The 21,275-nt window shown below is 70.3% G+C and carries 20 protein-coding genes and 1 pseudogene; 8 read left to right on the plus strand and 13 right to left on the minus strand.

What is annotated here, in order from left to right; translation table 11 throughout:
* The first annotated feature begins 81 nt into the window (after positions 1-81).
* Positions 82-1,374, plus strand: coding sequence for an MFS transporter (locus tag E5671_RS34055; RefSeq protein ID WP_160507695.1), 1,293 nt, complete (start codon positions 82-84; stop codon positions 1,372-1,374).
* Positions 1,375-1,479: 105 nt separating this feature from the next.
* Here the strand turns inward: E5671_RS34055 and E5671_RS34060 are convergent, their stop codons facing one another.
* The 7 genes from E5671_RS34060 to E5671_RS34090 form a co-directional block, all read right to left on the minus strand.
* Complete coding sequence (locus E5671_RS34060; RefSeq protein WP_160507696.1) at positions 1,480-2,769, minus strand: ATP-grasp domain-containing protein; 1,290 nt, start codon at positions 2,767-2,769, stop codon at positions 1,480-1,482.
* A 2-nt stretch (positions 2,770-2,771) separates the two neighbouring features.
* The gene (locus tag E5671_RS34065; protein ID WP_336605918.1) at positions 2,772-5,936 is read right to left on the minus strand and encodes an AMP-binding protein; all 3,165 of its coding nucleotides are present in this window, start codon (positions 5,934-5,936) and stop codon (positions 2,772-2,774) included.
* Positions 5,937-5,987: 51 nt separating this feature from the next.
* Positions 5,988-6,857 (minus strand): sugar phosphate isomerase/epimerase family protein, encoded by an 870-nt coding sequence (locus tag E5671_RS34070; RefSeq protein WP_160507698.1) that lies wholly within the window; start codon positions 6,855-6,857, stop codon positions 5,988-5,990.
* Positions 6,858-6,926: 69 nt separating this feature from the next.
* A complete protein-coding gene (locus E5671_RS34075; protein ID WP_336605919.1) occupies positions 6,927-7,757 on the minus strand; it encodes a fatty acid desaturase in 831 nt (276 codons plus the stop codon).
* A gap of 255 nt (positions 7,758-8,012) precedes the next feature.
* Positions 8,013-8,237 carry an MbtH family protein gene (locus E5671_RS34080; RefSeq protein WP_336605920.1) on the minus strand — a complete coding sequence of 75 codons (225 nt, stop codon included), beginning with the start codon at positions 8,235-8,237 and terminating at the stop codon, positions 8,013-8,015.
* A 430-nt stretch (positions 8,238-8,667) separates the two neighbouring features.
* A complete protein-coding gene (locus E5671_RS34085) occupies positions 8,668-9,156 on the minus strand; it encodes an ATP-binding protein (RefSeq protein WP_160507700.1) in 489 nt (162 codons plus the stop codon).
* 8 nt (positions 9,157-9,164) lie between these two features.
* Positions 9,165-10,028: an MEDS domain-containing protein gene (locus E5671_RS34090; RefSeq protein WP_160507701.1), complete on the minus strand. Its 864-nt coding sequence runs from the start codon at positions 10,026-10,028 to the stop codon at positions 9,165-9,167.
* A gap of 322 nt (positions 10,029-10,350) precedes the next feature.
* On the opposite strand from E5671_RS34090, the pseudogene E5671_RS46555 reads away from it, so the two are divergent.
* A pseudogene (locus tag E5671_RS46555) lies at positions 10,351-10,734 on the plus strand (phosphotransferase); the annotation flags it as partial.
* Positions 10,735-10,773: 39 nt separating this feature from the next.
* On the opposite strand, the gene E5671_RS34100 reads toward E5671_RS46555, so the two are convergent.
* The 4 genes from E5671_RS34100 to E5671_RS34115 all read right to left on the minus strand — a co-directional run bounded on the left by E5671_RS34100 (position 10,774) and on the right by E5671_RS34115 (position 14,913).
* Complete coding sequence (locus E5671_RS34100) at positions 10,774-12,738, minus strand: ABC transporter permease (RefSeq protein WP_160507702.1); 1,965 nt, start codon at positions 12,736-12,738, stop codon at positions 10,774-10,776.
* A gap of 25 nt (positions 12,739-12,763) precedes the next feature.
* Positions 12,764-13,570 (minus strand): molybdate ABC transporter substrate-binding protein, encoded by an 807-nt coding sequence (gene modA / locus E5671_RS34105; RefSeq protein ID WP_160507703.1) that lies wholly within the window; start codon positions 13,568-13,570, stop codon positions 12,764-12,766.
* A gap of 18 nt (positions 13,571-13,588) precedes the next feature.
* Positions 13,589-13,996 (minus strand): TOBE domain-containing protein, encoded by a 408-nt coding sequence (locus E5671_RS34110; RefSeq protein WP_160507704.1) that lies wholly within the window; start codon positions 13,994-13,996, stop codon positions 13,589-13,591.
* 110 nt (positions 13,997-14,106) lie between these two features.
* Complete coding sequence (locus tag E5671_RS34115; protein WP_160507705.1) at positions 14,107-14,913, minus strand: arylamine N-acetyltransferase family protein; 807 nt, start codon at positions 14,911-14,913, stop codon at positions 14,107-14,109.
* Between the two features lie 140 nt (positions 14,914-15,053).
* Here E5671_RS34115 and fes point away from each other — a divergent pair, with 140 nt between their 5' ends.
* From fes to E5671_RS34140, 5 genes are all read left to right on the plus strand, one after another.
* Positions 15,054-16,286, plus strand: a complete 1,233-nt coding sequence (fes, locus tag E5671_RS34120; RefSeq protein WP_160507706.1) for an enterochelin esterase — start codon at positions 15,054-15,056, stop codon at positions 16,284-16,286.
* A 118-nt stretch (positions 16,287-16,404) separates the two neighbouring features.
* Positions 16,405-16,785, plus strand: coding sequence for a cell division protein SepF (locus E5671_RS34125; RefSeq protein ID WP_160507707.1), 381 nt, complete (start codon positions 16,405-16,407; stop codon positions 16,783-16,785).
* Between the two features lie 69 nt (positions 16,786-16,854).
* Entirely contained in the window at positions 16,855-18,021 is a 1,167-nt protein-coding gene (locus tag E5671_RS34130) for an AAA family ATPase (RefSeq protein ID WP_160507708.1), read from the plus strand.
* A complete protein-coding gene (locus E5671_RS34135; protein WP_160507709.1) occupies positions 18,018-18,341 on the plus strand; it encodes a MazG-like family protein in 324 nt (107 codons plus the stop codon). Before E5671_RS34130 ends, E5671_RS34135 begins: the two co-directional genes overlap by 4 nt.
* A gap of 187 nt (positions 18,342-18,528) precedes the next feature.
* Positions 18,529-19,011 carry a DUF6099 family protein gene (locus tag E5671_RS34140; RefSeq protein WP_160510576.1) on the plus strand — a complete coding sequence of 161 codons (483 nt, stop codon included), beginning with the start codon at positions 18,529-18,531 and terminating at the stop codon, positions 19,009-19,011.
* Positions 19,012-19,076: 65 nt separating this feature from the next.
* Here E5671_RS34140 and E5671_RS34145 read toward each other — a convergent pair whose 3' ends face one another.
* Together E5671_RS34145 and E5671_RS34150 are read right to left on the minus strand one after the other, a co-directional pair.
* The gene (locus tag E5671_RS34145; RefSeq protein ID WP_160507710.1) at positions 19,077-19,295 is read right to left on the minus strand and encodes a hypothetical protein; all 219 of its coding nucleotides are present in this window, start codon (positions 19,293-19,295) and stop codon (positions 19,077-19,079) included.
* 276 nt (positions 19,296-19,571) lie between these two features.
* A complete protein-coding gene (locus E5671_RS34150) occupies positions 19,572-20,495 on the minus strand; it encodes an LLM class F420-dependent oxidoreductase (RefSeq protein ID WP_160507711.1) in 924 nt (307 codons plus the stop codon).
* Positions 20,496-20,673: 178 nt separating this feature from the next.
* On the opposite strand from E5671_RS34150, the gene E5671_RS34155 reads away from it, so the two are divergent.
* The gene (locus tag E5671_RS34155; RefSeq protein ID WP_160507712.1) at positions 20,674-21,126 is read left to right on the plus strand and encodes a cold-shock protein; all 453 of its coding nucleotides are present in this window, start codon (positions 20,674-20,676) and stop codon (positions 21,124-21,126) included.
* The last annotated feature ends 149 nt before the right edge of the window (positions 21,127-21,275 follow it).

Here is a 21,275-nt window from a genome sequence, read left to right on the forward strand (position 1 = left end):
TGACCCGGTACGACGACTGCCGCACAGCGTGAACATCACAACTCGTACGAACAGATGGGTGGAACAGTGGGACAAGAAGCGGTGACTGACGATCGGCCCGAGCGGGCCGATCGCCCCACGGTGTGGCACAGCAGGAACTTCCTGTTGCTGTGGGGCGGGCAGACTGTCGCCGAGCTGGGCTCACGCATATCGAGCGTCGCGGTCCCACTGCTCGCCGCCCAGACACTCGACGCGAGCGTCTTCCAGATCTCGCTCCTGACCACCGTGGCCTGGCTGCCGTATCTGTTCATCTCGCTGCCGGCCGGGCTGATCGCCGACCGGGTCGACCAGCGCAAGCTGATGATCGCCTGCGACCTGGGCCGGATGGCCCTGATGCTTTCGCTGCCTCTCGTCGCGATCGCCGGGGCGCTGAGTCTGGGGTTCCTGTACGCCGTCGTAGGGATCTCCGGCGTACTGACCGTCCTGTTCAACGTGGCCTACCGGTCGAAGCTGCCGCGCCTCCTGGAGGAACACCAGCTCGTCGACGGCAACGCCAAACTCACCCTGAGTCAGGACCTCGGGGAGTTGGTGGGCCCCTCGATCGGCGGTGTGCTCATCGGGGTCCTCGGCGCCGCCAAGACCTTCTTCAGCAACGCCCTCGCCTACCTGATCAGCGCCGTCACGCTGTGGCTGATCCGGGACGAGCCCGACGACCGGAAGACCGAGGCCGCCGAGACCGCCGAGGAGCGGAGGCCGCTGCGCACCCAGCTGACGGAGGGGATCGTCTTCGTCCGCCGGCAACCGATCCTGCGCAGCGTGCTGTTGTGCAGCACGACCTCCAACTTCTTCGTCATGGCCTCCGGATCCATCGAAGTCACCTTCCTGGTACGCGAGTTGGACGCGCCCTCGTCGCTCATCGGGCTCGTTTTCAGTATCAGCGCCATCGGTGGCCTGCTGGTCGGCGCCCTGACCAAGCGCATCTCGGAGCGGGTGGGCACCGCCCGCGTCATCTGGGTGGCCATGGCCGCGCCTGGCCCGCTGTATCTGTGCATGCCGCTGGCCCAGCCCGGCTGGGGCGTCCTGCTGTACGGCGTCGGCCTCGCCGCGTTCTCCGCCAACGTGGTGCTGTACAACGTCGCCGCCACCTCGTACCGGCAACGCGTCACCCCGTCCCACATGCTCGGCAGGGTCAACGCCACCTTCCTGTGGATCTGCTACGGAGCCATCCCGCTGGGCTCCCTGACCGGCGGAGCCCTCGCCAGCGCGCTCGGCCTGCGGACCGCGCTGTGGATCTGCGTCCTGGGTACGTGGAGTGCCTCCCTGTGGGTCGTCTTCTCGCCGCTGCGCAGGATGCGTGACCTTCCCGAGAGCCGGGCGGTCCCCGAGACCGTATGAGGCACATGCGAGAACCCCGCACGTACGAAGGCGAGGCGGTCTCCCGCCTCGCCTTCGTACGTGCGGGGTTGCCCGCCGTCTTCATGTGCCGTGCCGGAAACGGGCTCAGTACGCGGGTAGTTCCAGGCCACCGATGCGTCGTACGCCGTCCGGGAACCGGAACTCGAAGGTGAGGGCCGCGCGGGCCTCCTCGATGGTCCGCACCATCGCCTCGTGGCTCTCGGCGACCCCAGAGATGGTGTCCAGGGTCAGCGTCGTGGACCCGCCGGGAAGCTCGTCGCCCGGGCGGACGAAGTTCCGGTACGTGGTGACCCCCGGCATCTCGCGGACGGTGTCGGCTCCGTGCACGGCTTCGAGCCGGCCGGGCCGCACGGGGGCGATGTTGTTGTACTGGTAGCGGACCTTGCCGCCGAAGTCGAAGGGCGGGAGGTACGGCTGCTCGCCCAGGGCCATGAGCCCGCCGACGCGGACGAGATCCACACCGCACGCCTCGCGCGCCATCATGTTGATGTGGGCGGAGATCCGTCCGTTGATCTCGATGATGCCCGGCCCGTCGGGGGTGAGTTTCACCTCGGTGTGGGTGAAGCCGCAGTCGGATCCGACCGCCTCCAGGGAGCGGGTGACCAGATCGAGGATCTCCTGCTCCTCCGCGAGCGGCAGATGGCTGGGCCAGACCCTGCCGGTGCCCCGGAACGGGGGGACCACGGGTGTCTTGCCGGTGAGGACGAAGTGGGTGATGCCCGCGGGGGTGCAGATGCTCTCGACCGACACGTAGTCCCCGAACGGACCGCTCGGCCGCCCCCGCAGGAACTCCTCGATCACGAAGGGCCTCCAGGACCCCGCCGCGTGTATCTCCGTGAGGCGCTCCAGGACTTCCGCGGCTTCCTCCTGCGAGGAGATCGCGTGGGTGTCCTGGCTGCTCCAGCCCGTGACGGGCTTGACGATGGCCGGCAGGCCGACCTCGGCCAGCGCGGCCGACCAGTCGTCGAGGACCTCGACGACGCTGGTGCGCGTTCGGTCGATGCCCGCCTCCCGGAGAACGCGTCGCTGCAGCCCCTTGTCGGTGAAGATGCGGGCGGTGCTGACCGATTGGCCGGGCAGGCCCATGGCTGCTGCCAGCTCGGCGGCGGGGCGGATCAGCCTCTCGCTGAAGGTGAGCACCGCGTCGGGACCGATCGCGCGGATCAGCTCCACGTCGTCCGACGAGTCGCCCGTGAGCGTGAAGGTCCGGCCCAACTGCTCGATGACCGGCCGCATCTGCTCCACGTGCGGGGAGCCCTGCGGCAGCAGGAAGACGATGTCGCCCAGCGGGGCGAGACCGGTGCCGATCTCGCCCGCGGGAACCGCCCCGGCGTCGTACAGCACGGCGAACAACGGTCGGGTTCGTGTGTTCATGATCAGATTCCTCTGCCGGCCGGAACGGCCACGGTTGCTGGACTCGACGGATTGGCCACCAGGGCTGCCAGCGCCTCTTGCAGGGCTCCGGCATAGGACTCGACCGAGCCCCGGGGCACGGCCTCGGGGTCGAAGCCGATGCGTACCTGACCGCTGTCGCCGCGGATCTCCAAGTTGACGTGGAAGGAGGAGCTTGGCTTGCCCCGTCGCCACCAGTCACGCGTCGGCACCGCTGCGAGGCGGCCGAGCTCCTGGTAGGCGTGGAAGTTCATGAAGTTGAAGGTGACGTCGAACGCGGGCCTTCCAAGGCGCTCCACGATCTTCGCCTGCGGGTACGCGCGGTGCTGCGCGCCTTCCCGTTCGGCGTCCGCCGCGATCCTGGCCAGCCCCGCCCAGGTCGTGTCCAGACGGGCGAAGCGCATGGGCAGCGTGTTGAGGAAGAGCCCGGTCGCCACGTCGGAACCGACGCTCTCCGGCCGGGTGTTGTACACCACGCCGGTGACGATGTCGCGCTCGCGTCCGGTCCACGCCCCGAGCGCCTGCGCGTGCGCGGCGACGGCCAGCGACTTGACGGAGACGCCGAGCATCCGGGCCACGCCGGACAGCCCTGCCACGAGTGCGGTGTCGACGTCGAAGTCATGGCGCTCCTGCGCGCCGGACAGGTGCCCGGACCCGGGCACGGGCCCGTCGAAGAGCAGCGGCGCCACGTCGGCCTGCCCCAGCCAGTGCCGCTCCGCCGTCTCGGAGCGCAGTGCCTTCTGCTCCGCCACGATGAAGTCGTGCTGCACCGCCGACGGCACCGGTGACGGCTCGGCGTCCGGCATGCCGAGCCCGATGGAGTAGAGCGTCATCAGTTCCACGGCCAGGCGACTGAAGCTCCAGCCGTCGAGAATGGCGTGGTGCGCCGCCAGCACGACACGGAACGACTCCGGCCGCACCACCACGTGGCAACGGGCCAGCGAGGCGGACCGCCAGTCGATCGGCATGTCGATCCGGTTGTCGCACCAGTCCTTGACGAGTGCGTCGGCTTCTTCGGCGCTCGCGCACCGATCGATGCTCAGGGGCAGTTCGGCCCGCTCCTGGACCAGCTGTACCGGAGTGGAGAATCCGTCGAACGCGAAGGAGGTGCGCAGGGCCGGGTGGCGGTGCACGAGCTCCACGAGCGCGGCCCGGAAGGCGGCTTCGTCGTAACGTGCGCAGACCTCCCAGCCGTCCATGACGTGGTAGAGCAATGCGTCCTGGCTGAGCTCGCAGAGGTAGACCATGCCCACCTGGAGGGCCGAGGCGGGCAGGGCGTCCTGAAGGTCTTCCGGCAGGAGAGCCCGGTCCGCTGCGTCGAGCAGGGCGAACGGCGTGCTGCCGACCGCTTCGGCGGGGTCGCCCGCGTCGGGGCCGGTCGGCGTCACGGTCACGGTGGGCGAGCTGATCACGCCCCGGACCGTCTGGTGGATCAGCAGGTCCCGCAGAGTCATCGCGATGCCCAGCGCCCGGGCCTGGTTCACGACGCGTACGGCGATGAGCGAGTCCCCGCCGTACGCGTAGAAGTTGCTGTCCATCCCGAAGTCCGGGACCGAGAGGCACTGCCTGACGATGGCCAGCAGCGCGGCGTCCGGAGCGATCTCGGCAGTGCTCTGCGCGACTGCCTCGCCCGTCTCCTGGGGGGCACGGTGCCGCACGGCCAGTTCCATGCACGCCTGCCGGTCCACCTTGCCGGTCACTGTGAGCGGCAACCGCCCTTGGCGCACGGAGTACTTGGGGATCATGTGGGCCGGCAGCCGGCCGCTCAACCGGGAGTGCAGTTCGACGCCGTCCGTCGGCGGACCGACGTAGACGGCCGCCAGCTCCAGGTCGCCCGACGGGCCGGGCACCGCGACCACGACCACCTCGGCGAAGTCGGTGTGCGCCAGCAGTGCCGACTCGATCTCCTCCAGCTCCACCCGCTTGCCGAGCACCTTGACCTGGTTGTCGAGGCGGCCCAGGTGGACGAGGCTGCCGTCTTCCAGGCCGACCCGGTCGCCGGTGCGGTACCAGGCGTCCTCGCTCGGGGGTTCCTGCGCCGGGCCGGGGTGCACGAACCGGCCCCGGTCGTCAGCCGGGTCCAGATAGCCGGTGAACCGCTGCGGGCCACGCACCTGCAATTCGTCGCCGGACGAGATCCGGTGTTCGAGATGGGGGTGGATCTGCCCGATCGGCACCGTGCCGTTGCTGGTGGCGGGCCAGCCGGCGCGCTCACGCGGCAGCCGGAACGCCGACACCGTCACGGTCAGCTCGGTTGGCCCGTAGAGGTTCTCCACCGTGCTCTCTGGAGCGGCTCGCGCCCAGTCCGCCGCCTGCGTCAGGGTGAGCTGTTCTCCGGCGAACAGGCTCCAGCGCAGCCCCGGCATGCTGCCCGCCGCGAGACTCCCGGTCCGACCCGCCACCGCCGCGATCGCGGGCACCGAGTACCAGTGGGTGATGCGCTGCCCGGTGACGAACCGCACCGGTTCGAGGAGCTCTTCCAGGGACGGGACGACGAGCGTGGCACCCGCCCCCCAGGCCACGAACATGTCGAAGACGGAAGGGTCGAAGGTCAGGTCGAAGGTCTGCGAGAGCCGGCAACCGGGACCCACGTCGTAGCGCGCGATGTTGTACCGCAGGAACGCGTCGACGTTGTGGTGCCGGATCGGTACGCCCTTGGGCCGGCCGGTGGACCCCGAGGTGAAGAGCACGTACGCCACGTCGTCCAGGCCGACCGCCGGGTCCTCCGCGGGCGTGCCGGCCGATGCCGCCGGTACCCGCAGCTGCTGGTGCCCCAGAGGCACCACCGGCACTCCGCTCTCCTCGGCGAAGCGCGTGTCCTGAAGGCCGTCGGTCACCACCACGTCGAGCCCCGCGGTCTCGGCGATGAGCCGGTTGCGCTCCACCGGGTTGGTGGCGTTGAGCGGGACCACGGTCCCGCCGATCCGCAGCGTTCCGAGATAGGCGGCGTACGCGGCCACACTTCGCGAAGCCAGCAGACCCACCCTGGGCGGGCGACCCCCTGGGCCCCGCAGGTGCCGCGCCGCTTCCCGGGAAGCGGCGTCGAGCTCGGCGTAGGTCAGGCAGGCGCCGTCCACGACCAACGCGGGCTCATCGGGGAACGTCTCGACGCTGGCGGCGAACCAGCCATGAAGCGTTTTCTGGGGCACGACCATGTCCTTTGTCTGGTGAGGGGAGCTGCCCGGGGGCCGGCGGTACCGCTACGCGCCGACCGCGGCGGCGAGGCCCGCGTCGGCGTCGGCGTCGGCTTCCCACATCGCCCGCAGGTAGTCGATGCCCGCCTCGACACTGGCGTTCCGGGTCTCGAACGCGATGACTCCGGACCAGTTCTGGGCTCGAATGGCGTCGGTGAGTTCCCGCACCGACAGCGTGCCGTCGCCGAGAGCGAGGTGCGCGTCCTGGGTGCCTTCGTTGTTGCTCAGGGAGAGGGCGGCGATCGACGGAGCGAACGCTTCGAAGGCCGGCAGTGCGAGCGACTGGTTCACGTTGGCATGGCCCACGTCCAGCACGAACTTCACCTGGGGGATCGCGTCCAGAACCGTCTCGAAGTCGGCCTCCCGCGTGAAGACGTACGAGAACGGACGGAACTTGGGGTAGTAGGAGAGGTTCTCCAGCCACACCTCGACACCCTTGTCGGCGGCTTCACGCTCGATCACGGTGAGGAGGGACGTGAACCTCTCCAGTGCGGCGTCGCGGTGCGCTTTCGTCGGCCGGGGCTCGACGAACGCGCCTCCGTGAATGACCAGCGCACTGGCTTCGATCCGAGCCGCGAGGTCGATCTCGGACCGCACGTAGTCGAGCGAAGCCGCTCGGACCTCCGGAATCTCCGAGGCCAGAGGGGCACGGAAGTTGCCGTGCAGAATCGGCGAGATGCCATGCACCGCCGCGGCCTCGACCAGCTTCTGGCTGCGCCCCTTCGACCAGTTGTGCGGCATGTCCTCCATGAGGCTCGCATCGACGTACCAGTGGCTGCAGCGCTCGTCCCGCGCCGCCTCAAGCCCCTCCTCGGCGGTCAGGTACCGCTGTACGGCCACTCCGGTGGCGAACGGAAGAGACCATGTGTCATTCATGCTGTTCACCTTGAACTCATCTCTTGCATAGGGCGCGTCGAACACGGCGACGGCGCAGGGTGCGGGCCGTTACGGCTTGATCGGTCGGGTGGGTGCGGACCGGCGGCCCTTCGAACGGTTGGCCACCACCTCGCGGAGCACCGTCCGGTAGAAGGACCAGTAGCTGTCGTCGGTGTAGGCGGCGAACTGCTTTGCCACTCCGTGCCGTTCGGGCAGACGGTTGATGGGGACGGTCATCGCGGCATGGTGCTCGACGTGCAGGTTGTTGCCGTTCGTGTACCAGGTGCTGAACCAACCGCCGCTGATCGACCGGGTGTTGCGCAGCACGTCGGTGGTGTCGTCGTCGCAGTAGAGGTGCTCCGGCAGCTCGACGAGGAAGTGCAGCGGGGTCGCCACCAGGAGCCACGGCAGGAGCCACAGCTGGACGACGAGCGTGCCGTAGCCTGCCGCCGAGACCGCGGCCGCGGCCACGACGACCACGGACATCAGCCGGTACTCGGCAATGCTGTCGCGCCGGATGCGTTCGGATACCTGGCCGTTCTCATACCGCCAAGTACCGCGCCAGCTCCGGCAGGACGCCACAGCGACGGAGGCCAGCCGCTTGTAGTCGAAGAGGCTGCCGAGCAGCACCCGCAGAGTCAGCGGCTGCCGCTTGTCGAAACCGAAGAACTCGCTGTCCTGGTCGGTGCCCAGGAACCGGTGATGCTGCAGGTGCCGGATGCGGTAATGGCTGTACGAAACCATCATGGGCAGTCCGAGGGCGACCCCGACCGTGCGGTGCAGGCCGACCTTCAGGAAAGCCGAATGGTGCAGGCACTGGTGCTGGAGCTCCACCATGTGCGTGTACAGGAACCCGAGGAGCAGAATTCCGGCGATCACGCATATCGTGTTTCCGGTCACGACCAGGAACACCCCAGCGGCACCCATTGCGAGAACGATGGCCAGTTTGCCCAGAAATACCCTTTGATCTCGCACTGTTAGCCGTGCGCGCTGAAATAGCAGCTCCGGCGTGGGTTGACTCATTGACTGAGACACGACGTCAACTCCTCATGGACAGGGTGCGCGTGAATGTTGAGTCGAGGCGCGAAGAGCTCCGCGGATTCGGGCACCATGAACTTCTGGGGGAAATAGGGGAACTGTCCGAGCGCTGACGCTTCAGAGGGCACCTGCGGCGGGCTGCTCGGCCGTCACAAGGCTGGCGGGACGCAGATCCGTCCAGTTCCGCTCGATGTACGCCAGGCAGTTCTGTCTGCTGTCCGGTCCTGAGACGGTTCGCCAACCGGCGGGAACCTCGCGCCAGTCGGGCCACAGCGAGTGCTGGTTCTCGTCGTTCACCACGACAAGAAAGATTCCCTCTTCGTCGTCAAACGGACTCGCCACGTCACACTCTTTCCGCGTCGGTGATTTCATTCGGCAGAATTGATTCGGTGTGTGTGAGCGTAATGACGACGGGGAATTGCCGAGGGCACAACCACCGGCACCTCGGGGGCAGCTTTCAGGCGCTTCCTGGCTGGGGACGGCGCCGACAGGTCGCGGGAGCCGTGTCGCCGACGACACGGCTCCCGCCGGAGCCCTTCGTGGTGGGAATTCCCGCATCTCACCCATGAAGGGCACTGCGCGAGGAAGCGACGAGGGGGAGCCTCGTTCCTCGCGCCCCGGGCGGCCGTCGCCACCCAGTGCGCGGCGGCCGCCGTCAACCAGCCGCTCCTATCGCACAGTTACAACGTTACTGCACCTTTCCTTCACCGTCCGCACACAAGTGCGGAGTTGGTGCTAACCGCGTAACCGATGTTGAGGACGACGGCCTGCCTCAAGACAGCAGTGCCACCAGTGTCACCGTCGTCCCGGACTCGCAGGCCCTGACGTCGAAGTGGTCAGTGAGGGCCTGGGCCAGCCACAGGCCCCGGCCGTTCTCGGCCTCGTCGGTCTCGGGGAGGGCGGCCGACGTGCACGGATGCGCCGGGGGGCGGCCTGTGCCGTTGTCCGCGATCACGCAGCGCAACCCCTCGGTCGTGTGCGTGAGATGGATGCGGCCCTTGCCGCCACCGTGCACGACGGCGTTGCTCGCGACCTCGTGCACGGCGAGCACGAAGTCACTGAGCCGGGGGTCGCAGAGCCCCGCGTCCTCGGCGCGGCGGGTGACCTGGAGGCGCAGCCGCGCCAAGTCGGCCATGGTGAAGGGGAGTTCGAGGAGAGCCGCCCCGCCCGGTGTGGGGGCGAGGGCGGCGTCGATGGGCTCCCGGTGCGGGGCCGGGTCACCGCCGTTGTCGTCGTTGCCGATGCCGCGGTTGAGGATCACTTCGCGGATCACCCTTCGCCCAGGACGAGTTGAGGCACTTCGACGGCTCCGCAGAGCCGTATCACTTTGTCCTGCTCGGGCCGGGAGCGGACCGCGAGAAGGTGGTCGCAGGGCAGCCCGTACGCGAGCCGCACCAGCGTCGATGCGGCGTGTACGTCCATGAAGCACAGCTCGGACAGATCGAGCACGCGGGGACGGTCCGGGCCGGACAAGGCCTGCGCCAGCGCCGAGTCGAACTCCTCGCGCGTGGCGAGGTCGACGTCTCCGGCGACCCGGAGTTCGGTTCCGGCCCGGGTGATGTCCAGGGCGCCGATGCGCCGCAGGGCCTGCTTGGGGTGGGCGCGGTGGACCCGGCCCATGAGGTCGTCGCCGAACTTCCGCCGGTCGTACTCGCAGATGGCGGTGAACCCGATCTCGGCGAAGAGCGGCGAGAGCCCGGTCTCGTACTCGACCAGGAGATCCTGGTCGACGCCCGGTTCGGCGGCCCAGCCCATGTCGCCGACCACCCGGATGCCGGAGAAGCCGTCGTAGCGCGCCTTGTCGGTCAACTCCACCCAGGTGCTGGCCCGTTCGGCAGGATCGAAGCCGGTGGCCGGGTCGTATCCGGGGACTTCGTTGACCACGACAAGACGTCCGTCCATGAGTGCGGGCCCCAGCGGGAAGCCGCCGGCGCTCAGCTGCTCGGCCGCGAGGGCCGCGGTGGTGGCCCGGTCGGTGAAGAACACCACCTGCTCGCCGCGCGACAGACCGATGTCGGCGTACGCGGCACGGAGTTCCCAACGGGTTTCGTCGTCGTCGAATCCGAGGCAGGCGTGGTCCCCGGAATTCATACGGGTGACGGAGACCGTCCTGGTCACAGAACTGGCATCCATGGGGCAGAGCCTAGGGTCCGTGCGGGGCGCCGCGGCCTCGGTGATCACTGTTGACTGAAGTCGTTCCAATCGCTCGACAACTCGATAATTCGTTGCACGGCGCGATCGCAGGAGGCGAAGATCCCCGCATGGTTCCGACCCCTCCCATGGTGGGCGCACCGGGCGAGGGCTACCCCTTCCCGTGGTCCGTCCGCGGCTGGCTCGACGGTGAGACGGCCGCTCGCGGACACATCGACGACACAGCTGGTACCGAGGGGCGCCCCCGGCGTACTACGACGAGGAGACCCGGCGGTGCCTCGCCGCACTCGACGGCCGTGTCGACACGGCCAGGGCGGCGGCCGTCTGGGATGCCGCCCTCGCCGCGGAGTGGCACGGGGCGCCCGTGTGGTTCCACGGCGACATCGCGTCGGGCAACCTCCTTGTCGCCGACGGCAAGTTGACCGCCGTCATCGACTTCGGCACGTCGGGCGTCGGGGACCCGGCCTGCGATCTGGTGATCGCGTGGGGGATGTTCTCGGGTGAGAGCCGGGAGGTGTTCCGGCGTGCGGTCGGCCAGGACGAGGGCGCCTGGGCGCGGGCCCGCGGCTGGCTGCTGTGGAAGTGCCTGCTGACCCTGAGCGGTTACATCGACTCCGATCCGGCGCGGGCGGCCGTCGACCAGCGGCTGATCGCCGATGTCCTGGACGACCACGAGCTCTTCGGCTGACGTCGCGCGCGCGGTGCGCACGTCTCAGGCCCGCACGTCTCAGGTGGGCACGACCGTCGCCTCCGTCGCCTTCACACTGGTCCACACCGACGTCCCGTCGGCGAGGCCGAGTTCGGCGGCAGCCTGCGGGGTGATCTCGGCCACCAGGTCGGGGGCCTGCGGCGAGGTGATCAGGAGGCGGAGCCGGCTGCCGCTGGTGGTGATCTCGCGGATGGTGCCCGGCCAGACGTTGCGGGGGCTTCCGGTGGGCCTGTCGCGGTGCACGGAGACCGCCTCCGGGGCGATGATCGCCAGCGCCTCGGTGCCCGGCGGGAGCGGGTCCGCGATCACGAGGGTCCCGCCGCCGGGCAGCGCGAGTCCCTCGGGTCCCGCGGTGCCGGGCCAGGCGTTGCGGCCCAGCATCCTGGCCACCCACGGAGAGCGGGGGTGCCGGGTCACCTCGGCCGGCGCCTCGTCCTGGAGGGCGAGCCCCTGGTCGAGTACGAGAACCCGGTCGGCCAGGGAGACCGCCTCGACGGGGTCGTGCGTGACGATCAGGCAGACGCCGCCGAAGGTGTCCAGGTGCGTACGCAGGGTGTGGCGCACGTGCGCCCGGGTCGTCTGGTCGAGCGCGGCGAGCGGTTCGTCGAGCAGGAGCAGCCGGGGGCGGGCCGCCAACGCCCGTGCAAGCGCGACCCGTTGGGCCTGACCGCCGGAGAGCTGGGCCGGTCTGCGGTGCGCGAGGTGGCCGACGCCGAGCCGGTCGAGCCACTCCTGCGCGCGCCGCCGGGCCTCGGCCCGCGGAACACCCAGCGCACGCGGCCCGTACGCCGTGTTGGCGAGGGCACTCATGTGCGGGAACAGGGCGCCGTCCTGCGGGACCCAGGCGACGTGGCGGCGGTGCGGAGGCAGACCGGTGACGTCCGTGTCGCCGAGCCGGAGCTCGGCGTGGGCGCGCGGGGTGAGGCCGAGGAGCGCACGCAGCAGCGTGGTCTTGCCCGCCCCGTTGGGCCCGACGACGGCGATCGTAGTGCCCGGCTCCGCGTCCAGCGTGAGGCGGTTGAAGCCGGTGACGTCGGCTTGCAGGGACCAGCGCTCCGAGGGCGGCGCGGGCTCGGCGGCGCCGTACCCACCCGCGGCGGACTCGGAGAGCGCGGGCGAAACCACCTCGTCCGGCAGCCGCTCGGGCCGCACCGGCCGCCCCTGGCCCCGCCCGCCGCCCGGAGCGCTCATCCAGCGGCCGCGCAGCGCGACGAGCACCGCCATGGCGATGGCGAGCAGCAGCAGCGACACGGACGTCGCGGCCTCGGGGGAGTCCTGGAGCAGCAGGTACACCTGGAGGGGCAGGGTCTGTGTGGTGCCTGGGAGGTTGCCCGCGAAGGTGATGGTCGCGCCGAACTCACCCAGGGCCCGCGCCCAGGTCAGGGCGGCTCCGGCGATGAGCCCGGGGGCGACCATGGGCAGCGTGACGGTACAGAACACCCGTACCGGCGAGGCCCCCAGGGACGCCGCGGTCTCCTCGTAACGGGGGCGGAGACCGCCGAGCGCGCCTTCGAGGCTGATGACGAGGAACGGCATCGCGACGAAGGTCGCGGCGATCACGGCGCCGGACGTCTGGAACGGCAGGGTGATCCCGAACGTGTCCTCCAGCCACGGGCCGAGCAGCCCGCGCCGCCCGAAGGCGAGCAGCAGGGCGACGCCGCCCACGGTGGGCGGAAGCACCATCGGGAGCAGCACGAGGGAACGTACGACCGCCTTGCCGGGAAAGTCGACGCGGGCGAGCAGCCAGGCCAGCGGCACCCCGAGCAGCAGGGAGAGCCCAAGCGCCCAGAAGGAGACGACCAGGGAGAGCTTCAGCGCCTCGGTCGTTCCTTCGGTGGTCAGATGGGCCCCGAGCTCGCCCCATTCCGTACGGGCGAGGATCCCGAGCAGCGGCAGCGTCAGGAACGCGATGGCGAGCAGCGCGGGGATCGCGAGGGCGATCGGGGTGCGGGGGCCGACGGTGCGGCCGCGCAGGCGTTTCATCGTGGTCCCTGGGGGTGCGCGCGGGCTACGGCTTTTCGAAGCCCGCGTCCTTGAGGAGCTTCTGCGCGGCGGGCGTGGACAGCCACTTCACGAACGCGGTCGCGGACTCCGCGTTCTTCGACGTCTTCAGGGTGGCCGCGGGGTACTCGGCGATCGCGTTCTGGCCGTCGGGGATCTTGACCGCGTCGACCTTCCTGGGGGCGGTGGCGGCGTCGGTCTTGTAGACGAGCCCGGCGTCCGCCTCGCCCAGTTCGACCTTGCTCAGGACCGCGCGGACGTTGGGCTCCTGCGAGACCGGCTTCACGTCGATCTTCTGGTCGTCCAGGATCTGCTTGCTGTAGCGGCCGACCGGTACCTCGGAAGCGGCGAGGACGACCTTCAGCTTGCTGCCGGAGAGGTCCTTCAGCTCGGCGACCTTCTTCGGGTTGCCCTCGCCGACGGCGATGACCAGGCGGTTCTTGGCGATGACGGACGGCTTCCCGGTGTCGGCCCTGAGTCCGTCCATGGTCTTGGTGTCGGCGGTGACCAGGGCGTCGGCCGGGGCGCCCTGCTTGACCTGGGCGGCCAGCTCCTGAGAACCGGCGAAGGAGAAGTGGACCTTCGTCCCCGGGTTCTCCTCCTCGTACGCGGCGCCCGCGGTCTCGAAGACGTCGGTCAGGGAAGAGGCGGCGAGCACCGTCAGGTCGGCCTTCGGGGCGGCGGCGCCCGCGGGCTGCTTGCCGCTGTCGTCCTTGCTGTCGTCGTTGCCGCAGGCGGCGAGCGGGACGAGTAGGGCGGCGGTGAGCACGGCGGCGGCGGTGCGGCGTCGGGCCGGGGCGAGAGGGAGGGACATGAGCGTGGAACTCCTTGGTCAGGTGCGGTCGATGTGGACGCTGGTGGACTTCACGCGGGCGGTTGCCTGCATGCCGACCTCCAGGCCCAGCTCTTCCACGGCCTCCCGGGTCAGGAGCGAGACGAGCCGGTGCGGACCTGCCTGGATCTCGACCTGGGCCGCGACGTCGCCGAGCTTCACGGCGGTGACGATGCCGGGAAAGGCGTTGCGGGCGGAGGTGTAGGGGACGTCGTCCTCGCTGTTGCCCCCCTGTGCCTGCCCTTGTGCGACCTCGACGGAGAACGCGGCGAGATCGCGGCCGTCGATGAGCCGACGGCCGCCTTCGTCGCGGTGGGTGGCGACCCGTCCGGCGTCCGCCCAGCGACGAGCGGTGTCGGGGCTGACGCCGAGCAGGCGTGCCGCCTGTCCGATGGTGTAGGACTGCATGCGCGAAACGATAAGCCGCTTCACCTGGCATTTACAACACTTCTGGGTCTTTCTCCATGGCAGATGCCACCCCTCTTGGAGGAAAGGTCAAGAGCCTCCAGGAGGAAAGGTCAAGAGGTGGCATCTGCCCCGGAGAACACGGTCTCCTTCACCTGCGGCACCTCCTCCAGGGAGATGCCGAAGTGCGTGGCGTACGCGTCGAGCACCTCGGCGTCCGTGGCCAGTTCGGTGGTGTGGCGCTCGCCGCCCGTCGTCGTGGTGAGGGTGCGGCCGCTGAGGGTGATCCGCCCGGTCCCGGTGACCATCGAGCAGACCAGTGACCGCGTGAAGTGGGACCGGGGCGAGGTGCGGTGCCACCAGGCGCCGGACGTGAAGTCGCCGAGGGCGCGCGGGCGCCGGTCGACCACGTACTGCGCCTTGCCGTCCCTGCTGACGTCCAGATCGCCCTCGGGGGTCTCGCCGATGCGGAAGGTGCCGCCGGGGTCCGGCTGGTCGCCGCGTTCGCCGAAGGCCAGCGGAAAGTGGCTGTGGGTGCCGAAGCCGACGTCCGCGAGCCAGTCATCGCCGTCGGAGGTGCGCACGTGCAAGGCCAGGTGGTCGTACGGGATCCCGGGATGCCCTACGGCGTCGTACACACGGGCCTGCAGCAGGGTGACCTCGAAGCCGAGCGCGGTGAGCAGTGCGGCGAAGGCGCCGTTGAGTTCGTAGCAGAAGCCGCCGCGGCGGGCGCCGACGACCTTGGCGACCAAGGAGTCCTCGGTGAGTTCGATGTTCTCGCCGAGGTGGATGGAGAGGTTCTCGAAGGGGACGGCGCGCAGGTGGGAGAGGTGCAGGTCGTGCAGGGCCCGCGTGGTGGGAGCGGCGGGACGCTCGGCGCCGATGCGGCGCAGGTAGTCCTCTGTCTGGTCGAAATCCATGGGCAGATTCTTGCGCCTCGCCCATCGGGGGCCTGGACTTTTCCGCGATCGCATCGAGTTAGGTTAGGCTTAGCTAAGTTGATGTTGTCGTGTGCTGGACCAGGAAGGCGGGGAACGATGCGGGTCCTCTTCGTGTGCGGATGAGTGTCACCACGGGGGTGCTCGCGGCCGACGCGGCGCCCCGCAGGATCGCGGGCGCCGTGCCCCGCGTCGAGCGCGTAGCCGCCCGCGCCGCCGACGCCACCGAAGCCGAACGTGCCGTCATCCTGGAGGAGTTCTGGGCGGATGCCGCCCGCCGCGGCACCCCCCAGATCGAGGCGCTCGACGGCGATCCGGACCACCGCGCCGTGACGTTCCTATGGCGCGGCCACCGCGCGACCCGGCAGGTCCTCCTGCTCGCCGAGGGCATCGCGGACCGCGCCGACCTCGCCGCATCCCGGCTGAGCCCGCTGCCCGGCACGGACATCTGGCACCTCACCTACCGGCTGCGCGCCGACCACCGCGGCTCGTACCGCATGGCCGCCGACATCTCGCCGGGCGAACCGCCCGACTCCGCCGAACTCCTCCAGCGGCGGCTGCTCTCCCTGTCCGCGCACGCCGCGCCCGACCCGCTCAACCACCTCCGGATGCGCGGCCGTTGGCCGGACCACGACACCTCCGTCATCGAACTTCCGCAGGCGCCCGCGCGGCCATGGGGTGAGCGGCGCGCGGGAGCGCCCCGGGGGCGGGTCGAGCGGCACCGGCTGCCCGCGGGGGTGCTCGGTGCCGAGCGGGACGTGTGGGCGTACCTCCCGCCCGGTGGCCGGGCGGCGGAGCTGCCGGTGCTCGTGCTGAACGACGGCGACATGTGGTTCGGGCGGCTGGCCTTCCAGGACACGCTGGACGCCCTCATCGCCGACGGAGCCGTGCCGCCGCTCGCGGTCCTCGCCCCGGACGCCGTCGACAGGGCCACGCGCAGCCGGGAGCTGGGCGCGCACGACAGCCATGTGCGCTTCCTCGCCGACGAACTGCTGCCGTGGGCGGCCGGCCGCTGGCCCCTCACCACCGACCCCGCGCGCACGCTCGTCGCGGGCCAGGGCCTCGCCGGACTGACCTCCCTGTACGCGGGTCTCCTGCGGCCCGAACGGTTCGGCAACGTCCTGGCCCAGTCCGTCCCCGTCTCGCACCTTGAAGCCGGCGACTACCGGCCCGTCACCGTGCGCCTCGATGTCGGACTGCGGGAGGAGGCGATTCTCGGCCACCATCGCGATCTGTACGAGATCCTGCGCTCGCGCGGCTGCCCGGTGACCCTGAACGAGTACAACGGCGGTCATGACTGGGCCTGTTGGCCCGCCTGCCTCACTGAAGGGCTTGTGGGACTCCTGGGACACTGACCCGCCGGCCCTGGCACACTGGTCGGCCCGCCCCGTGTCGCTGTTGGGCCGAACGGGTGAGGTCGCGTAAGAATGAGCCAGTGCAGATATCGAGTGCGAGCCAGGACGGGGTGGAGCGTTGAACAGCCACGACGTCACCGATGAACAGTGGGAAGGGCTCGCCCAGGTCGTACCGCTGCGCAGCCGCAACGAATGGCCGTCCTGGCCCGGCCACCGCGCGATGCCCGACGCGGAGACCGAGGCGCGGCGGCGTTTTGTGGTGATGCGGGTGAACATCTTCGCGGACGCCCGCGAGGTCGCCGAGACCGTGATGGCGCAGATTCCGGTCCTCCTCGACCTGACCGGGGCGGAGACGGAAGTCGCCAAGCGCGTCCTGGACTTCAGCAGCGGTGTGGTCCTCGGCCTCGGCTGCGGAATGCACCGCGTCGACAAGAACGTCTTCCTGCTCGCGCCTCCCGGCACCGAGGTGCAGGGGCTCGTCGCGGCCGCACAGTCGTAATCCCTCATTCGTAGGAAGGTCACTTGGGCGGAACGGTTCACCAGATCCGTCGCCGCCTACCGTCCGGACATGACTGTGCACCTCCCGGAGGCGGGCGCCGAGCCACCGCCGGGTCCGGACCGGAGCCGCGTCACCGAACTGCGGCTCTCGGCTTTCGCCTCGCACCGGGGCGCCGTGTTCCCGCTCGGTCCGCTGACCCTCGTCGCGGGGCCGAGCGGGAGCGGCAAGTCCACCGCGCTCGCCGCGTACGAGGCGCTGGCGAGGCTCGGGGCGGGCGAGGAACTCGTCGACGTCTTCACCGATCCCGTGGCCTGCGTACCCGATCGTGCCCGGGGTGACGAGCAGCGGCGGCGCGGGTTCCGCATCGGCTGCACGGTCGACGGCCCCGTCGGAGCGGTGCGGCTCGACGTCGCCGTACAGGCCGAGCCCGAACTGCGCGTCGTGGGTGAGCGGCTGACCCGGGGCGGGCTCATCCTGTTCGAGACGGCGTTGCGCGACCCGGGGCGGCGCACGGTGCAGGCCGCCTGGCACACGGCGGGCATGACGCCGGTGACGCGCGGCCCCCTGCCGGACGACCGGCTCGGCACGGCGCTGCTCCCGCTGCGGGTCGCGGGCAAGACCGCGGGACAGCGCCTGGTGCTCGCCGCGGCCGAGCAGGTGGTGGTCGCGCTGCGCTCGGTGTTCCCGTGCGCTCCCCGGCCCGGACTCATGCGGCTGCCCGTGCCCCCTGGACTGATCGGCGCGGGGCGCCTGTTGAGTGGCTGCGACAACGTCGCCGAGGTCCTTCTCCGTACGAGGGAGGAGTGCGGCCACCGTCATGCGCGGCTGGTGGCCGCGGTGCGGGCGGGGTGTGCGGGGCCGGTCGCCGACGTGCTCGCGGAGGTGGCCGAGGACGGGTCGGTCCACGCGGTCATCGACCGGGGAGGCGGGATCAAGTCGCCTGTCGGGCGGCTCGGGGACGGCGAGTTGAGGTATCTGGCGCTCGCCCTGGTGCTGCTCACCGGACCCGGAGTGCTGGAGGTGGACCCGGTGGCCGAGGTGCCTTCGGCCTACCAGAACCTCACCGTGCTCGCCGACGGCCTCGACCACTTCCTCGACCCGCGGCAGAAGCGCGCACTCGCCGAGCTGGCGGCGCGCACCTGCGAACGCGGCCACATCCGCCTGGTCGGGACGGTGAGCGACGCGTCGTGGGCCGCTCAGGTGGGCGGGGCCGCGATGGTAGACCTGGGGTCGTGACTGAACTTGATGTAGCGGGACTGCAGCGCAGGCTGGCCGACTTCGCGGCCAAGCGGGACTGGGAGCAGTACCACACGCCGAAGAACCTGGCCGCCGCGCTGAGCGTGGAGGCGTCCGAACTGGTGGAGATCTTCCAGTGGTTGACGCCCGACGAGTCGGCACGGGTGATGGACGACCCGGACTCGGCGCATCGGGTGACGGACGAGGTCGCCGACGTGCTCGCCTACCTGCTGCAGTTCTGCGAGGTGCTCGGCATCGACGCGCTGGCGGCGCTCGCCGCGAAGATCGACCGGAACGAACAGCGCTTTCCGGCGAAGTGACTTCGGGCCGCCTCTTGTTCGTAGACTCGTCACTCTCCGGAGTGGACACGTTGTCCACAGTCGATAGCTTGTCCACAGATTTCCGAGTTGCTCTGGCTTTTCGTCCCGCTGGCGCTCACTCTAGGTAGTGGGCAAGGGAGTTCGGGCGAACGTGCGGCGGTTGCGCGCGGGATGGATGGGGGTGCGCATGGAGGCGATGCGGCTCATCGAGGCGAGCAGGCACGCCCTGGCGCGGAGCCAGGAGCCGTCGGACATCGTTGCCGAGGTGTGGCAGTCCCAGGCCCTCGCGCAGGCGATCGGCAGCCGGTTCGCGATCGCGGGCCCTCCGGAGTTACGGGGCGAGGCGCTCGGCCTGAGCGAAGTCGGCGGCAGAGGCTGCGGGGCTCTGACCGCCCCGGGCCTCGGGACGGAGGGGATACGGGCCTCGCGACTGACCGGCATCGGCCAGGTGTACGAGGTGCTGCGGGGGCTCGACGAACTGCTCGGCGAGGTCGGCATCGCGCTGGTGGCCGTGGCCATGGGCGCGGACGACGAGGGGGTGTACTGGCAGTGCATGGAAGCGATCGACGCCGCCGACGAGTCGAGGGACCGGGTGCTCGAGATGCTGCGCAGACTCGCGGTGCGCGAACAGAGCCTGCCCGAGCCCGACTCGGCGGCGGGGTCACCATGATCGGGCGCTGTGTCGGGGGCCGTGGACGGCCGGGTGGCACAGGCGCCGGGGGAGTGCCGGCGCCGTCAGAAGCGGGTGGGCTCGTCGCCGGCGGGGGGACGAGGGGCGGGGGTGGCGGTGTCGTCGGCCGTCGTGGACTGCTGCAGATCCGCGTCGAGCTGAGTCAGATCCGCGTTGAGCGCGGCCATCAGCTCCTCCATCTGCTGGAGCAGGCCCTTGGGTGGGCCCTGCTGCTCGGGCACGGACGGTTCGCGCGCCTGCTCGGGTACGGCTTCCTGGGACATGGCGGCCTCCTCGGCCCTCGCCCTCCCGGTGCTGGAGGGCAGCTGATGCAAGCGACGCACCAGCAGCGGCCGCCGGCGCGGGTGCCGGGCGGTCCGGCTCCGCCCGAGCCAACGATCACCTGCGGCGGCGGGTCACTGGGGCGGAGACGCACCGGATGCCGGGTTGACGGAATTTCACCCGGCCGGGGCCGCGCGGGACCGGCCGCACCGGCGGAGTGGACGGGAGTGCGACCGGGGCCGCCGCGGTCAGCCCGACTGCGGTCAGCCCGACTGCGGTCAGCTCAGCTGCGACACGACCTGCGAGGAGATCAGCTCCAGGTGGTCGAGGTCGTCCAGGTCGAGGATCTGGAGGTACATGCGCTGCGAGCCGACGGCCTGGTAAGCGGCGATCCTCTCGACGACCTCCGCAGGGGAGCCGGCGAGCCCGTTCGCCTTCAGGTCCTCCACCTCGCGCCCGATCGCGTCGGCACGGCGCTTCACCTCCGCGTCCGTCTTGCCGACGCAGGCCACCAGGGCGTTGGAGTAGGTGAGGCCGTCGCCCTTGCGGCCGACCTCCTCCGCGGCGGCGCGCACGCGCTTGAACTGCTGCTCGGTATCGGAAAGAGAGGCAAAGGGAATGTTGAACTCGCTCGCGTAGCGGGCCGCGAGGGCGGGCGTCCGCTTGGCGCCGTGCCCACCGATGAGGACGGGAACCTTGGGCTGCGCGGGCTTGGGAAGGGCGGGGGAATCGGAGAGTTGGTAGTAGGTGCCGTCAAAGGTGAAGCGTTCACCGACCGGGGTCTCCCACAGGCCGGTGACAATGGCGAGTTGCTCCTCCAGGCGGCCGAACTTCTCCTTCGGGAAGGGAATTCCGTACGCGGAGTGCTCCGCCTCGTACCACCCCGAGCCGAGGCCGAGCTCGATGCGGCCGCCCGACATCTGGTCGACCTGCGCGACCTGGATCGCGAGGACGCCCGGCAGCCGGAAGGTGCCCGCGGTCATCAGGGTGCCCAGCCGGATCCGCCGGGTCTCACGGGCGAGGCCGGCGAGGGTGATCCAGGCGTCCGTGGGGCCGGGAAGACCGTCGGAGGAGCCCATCACGAGATAGTGGTCGGAGCGGAAGAAGGCGCTGTAGCCGAGGTCCTCGGTGGCCTTGGCGACGCGGAGGAGCGTCTCGTAGGTCGCACCCTGCTGCGGTTCGGTGAAGATTCGAAGGTCCATGCAGCTATCTTGCCCGGATGCCGGATCCAGTTTCAGTCCCGCGCAGGCCGTGTTGCCGCCGCTCGCGGTCGGGACGCGAGGGGCCGCTCGGCCGTGCGGTACCGGTGTCCGGAGGTTAGGCTTCGGCACTGGCTGTCCGGGCGAGGGGCCCGGAGATGGTGTAGGGGTAGGGGTCGAGATGGTCGCTGGCAGGGTTGTCCGGTTCGACGGCGCGCGGGGGTACGGATTCATCGCCCCGGAGCATGGTGGGGAAGACGTGTTCCTGCACGCCAACGACCTGCTGATTCCGGAGCCTCTGGTGTATACGGGGGCGCGGGTCGAGTTCGAGATCGAGGAAGGCGAGCGCGGACCCAAGGCGTCGTCCGTCCGCCTTCCCAAGGGCGCGCAGGCGCCCACGGCACCGCCGTTCGCGGCCGGCAGGGCCCAGGTGCCTCCGTCGATCCAGGCGTCCGCCGCGGGGTTCGACGACGGTGAGGAGCCCACCTGCGACGTGCTCAGCGTCGCGGAGTACTCGTTCGAGGTGACTGAGCTGCTGCTCGGTGCGGCTCCGTGGATGACCGGTGAGCAGATCAAGCAGCTCCGCGAACAACTGGTGCAACACGGCAAGAGCCACGGCTGGGTTGAGGGCTGAGCCGGATCCGGGGGGCCCAGAGGGAGATCCAGGGGGCCCAGGGGGGAGCGAAAAACCCCTGAGTGAGTCAGTGGTGTTCGCTGTACGGTCTAGAGGCGCGCTGGAGCCGCAACCGTAAGTTTCCGCAGTTCAGATGGTGTTTCGAGGCA

This window comes from Streptomyces sp. BA2, from assembly GCF_009769735.1.
In the GTDB taxonomy this organism is placed as follows: domain Bacteria; phylum Actinomycetota; class Actinomycetes; order Streptomycetales; family Streptomycetaceae; genus Streptomyces.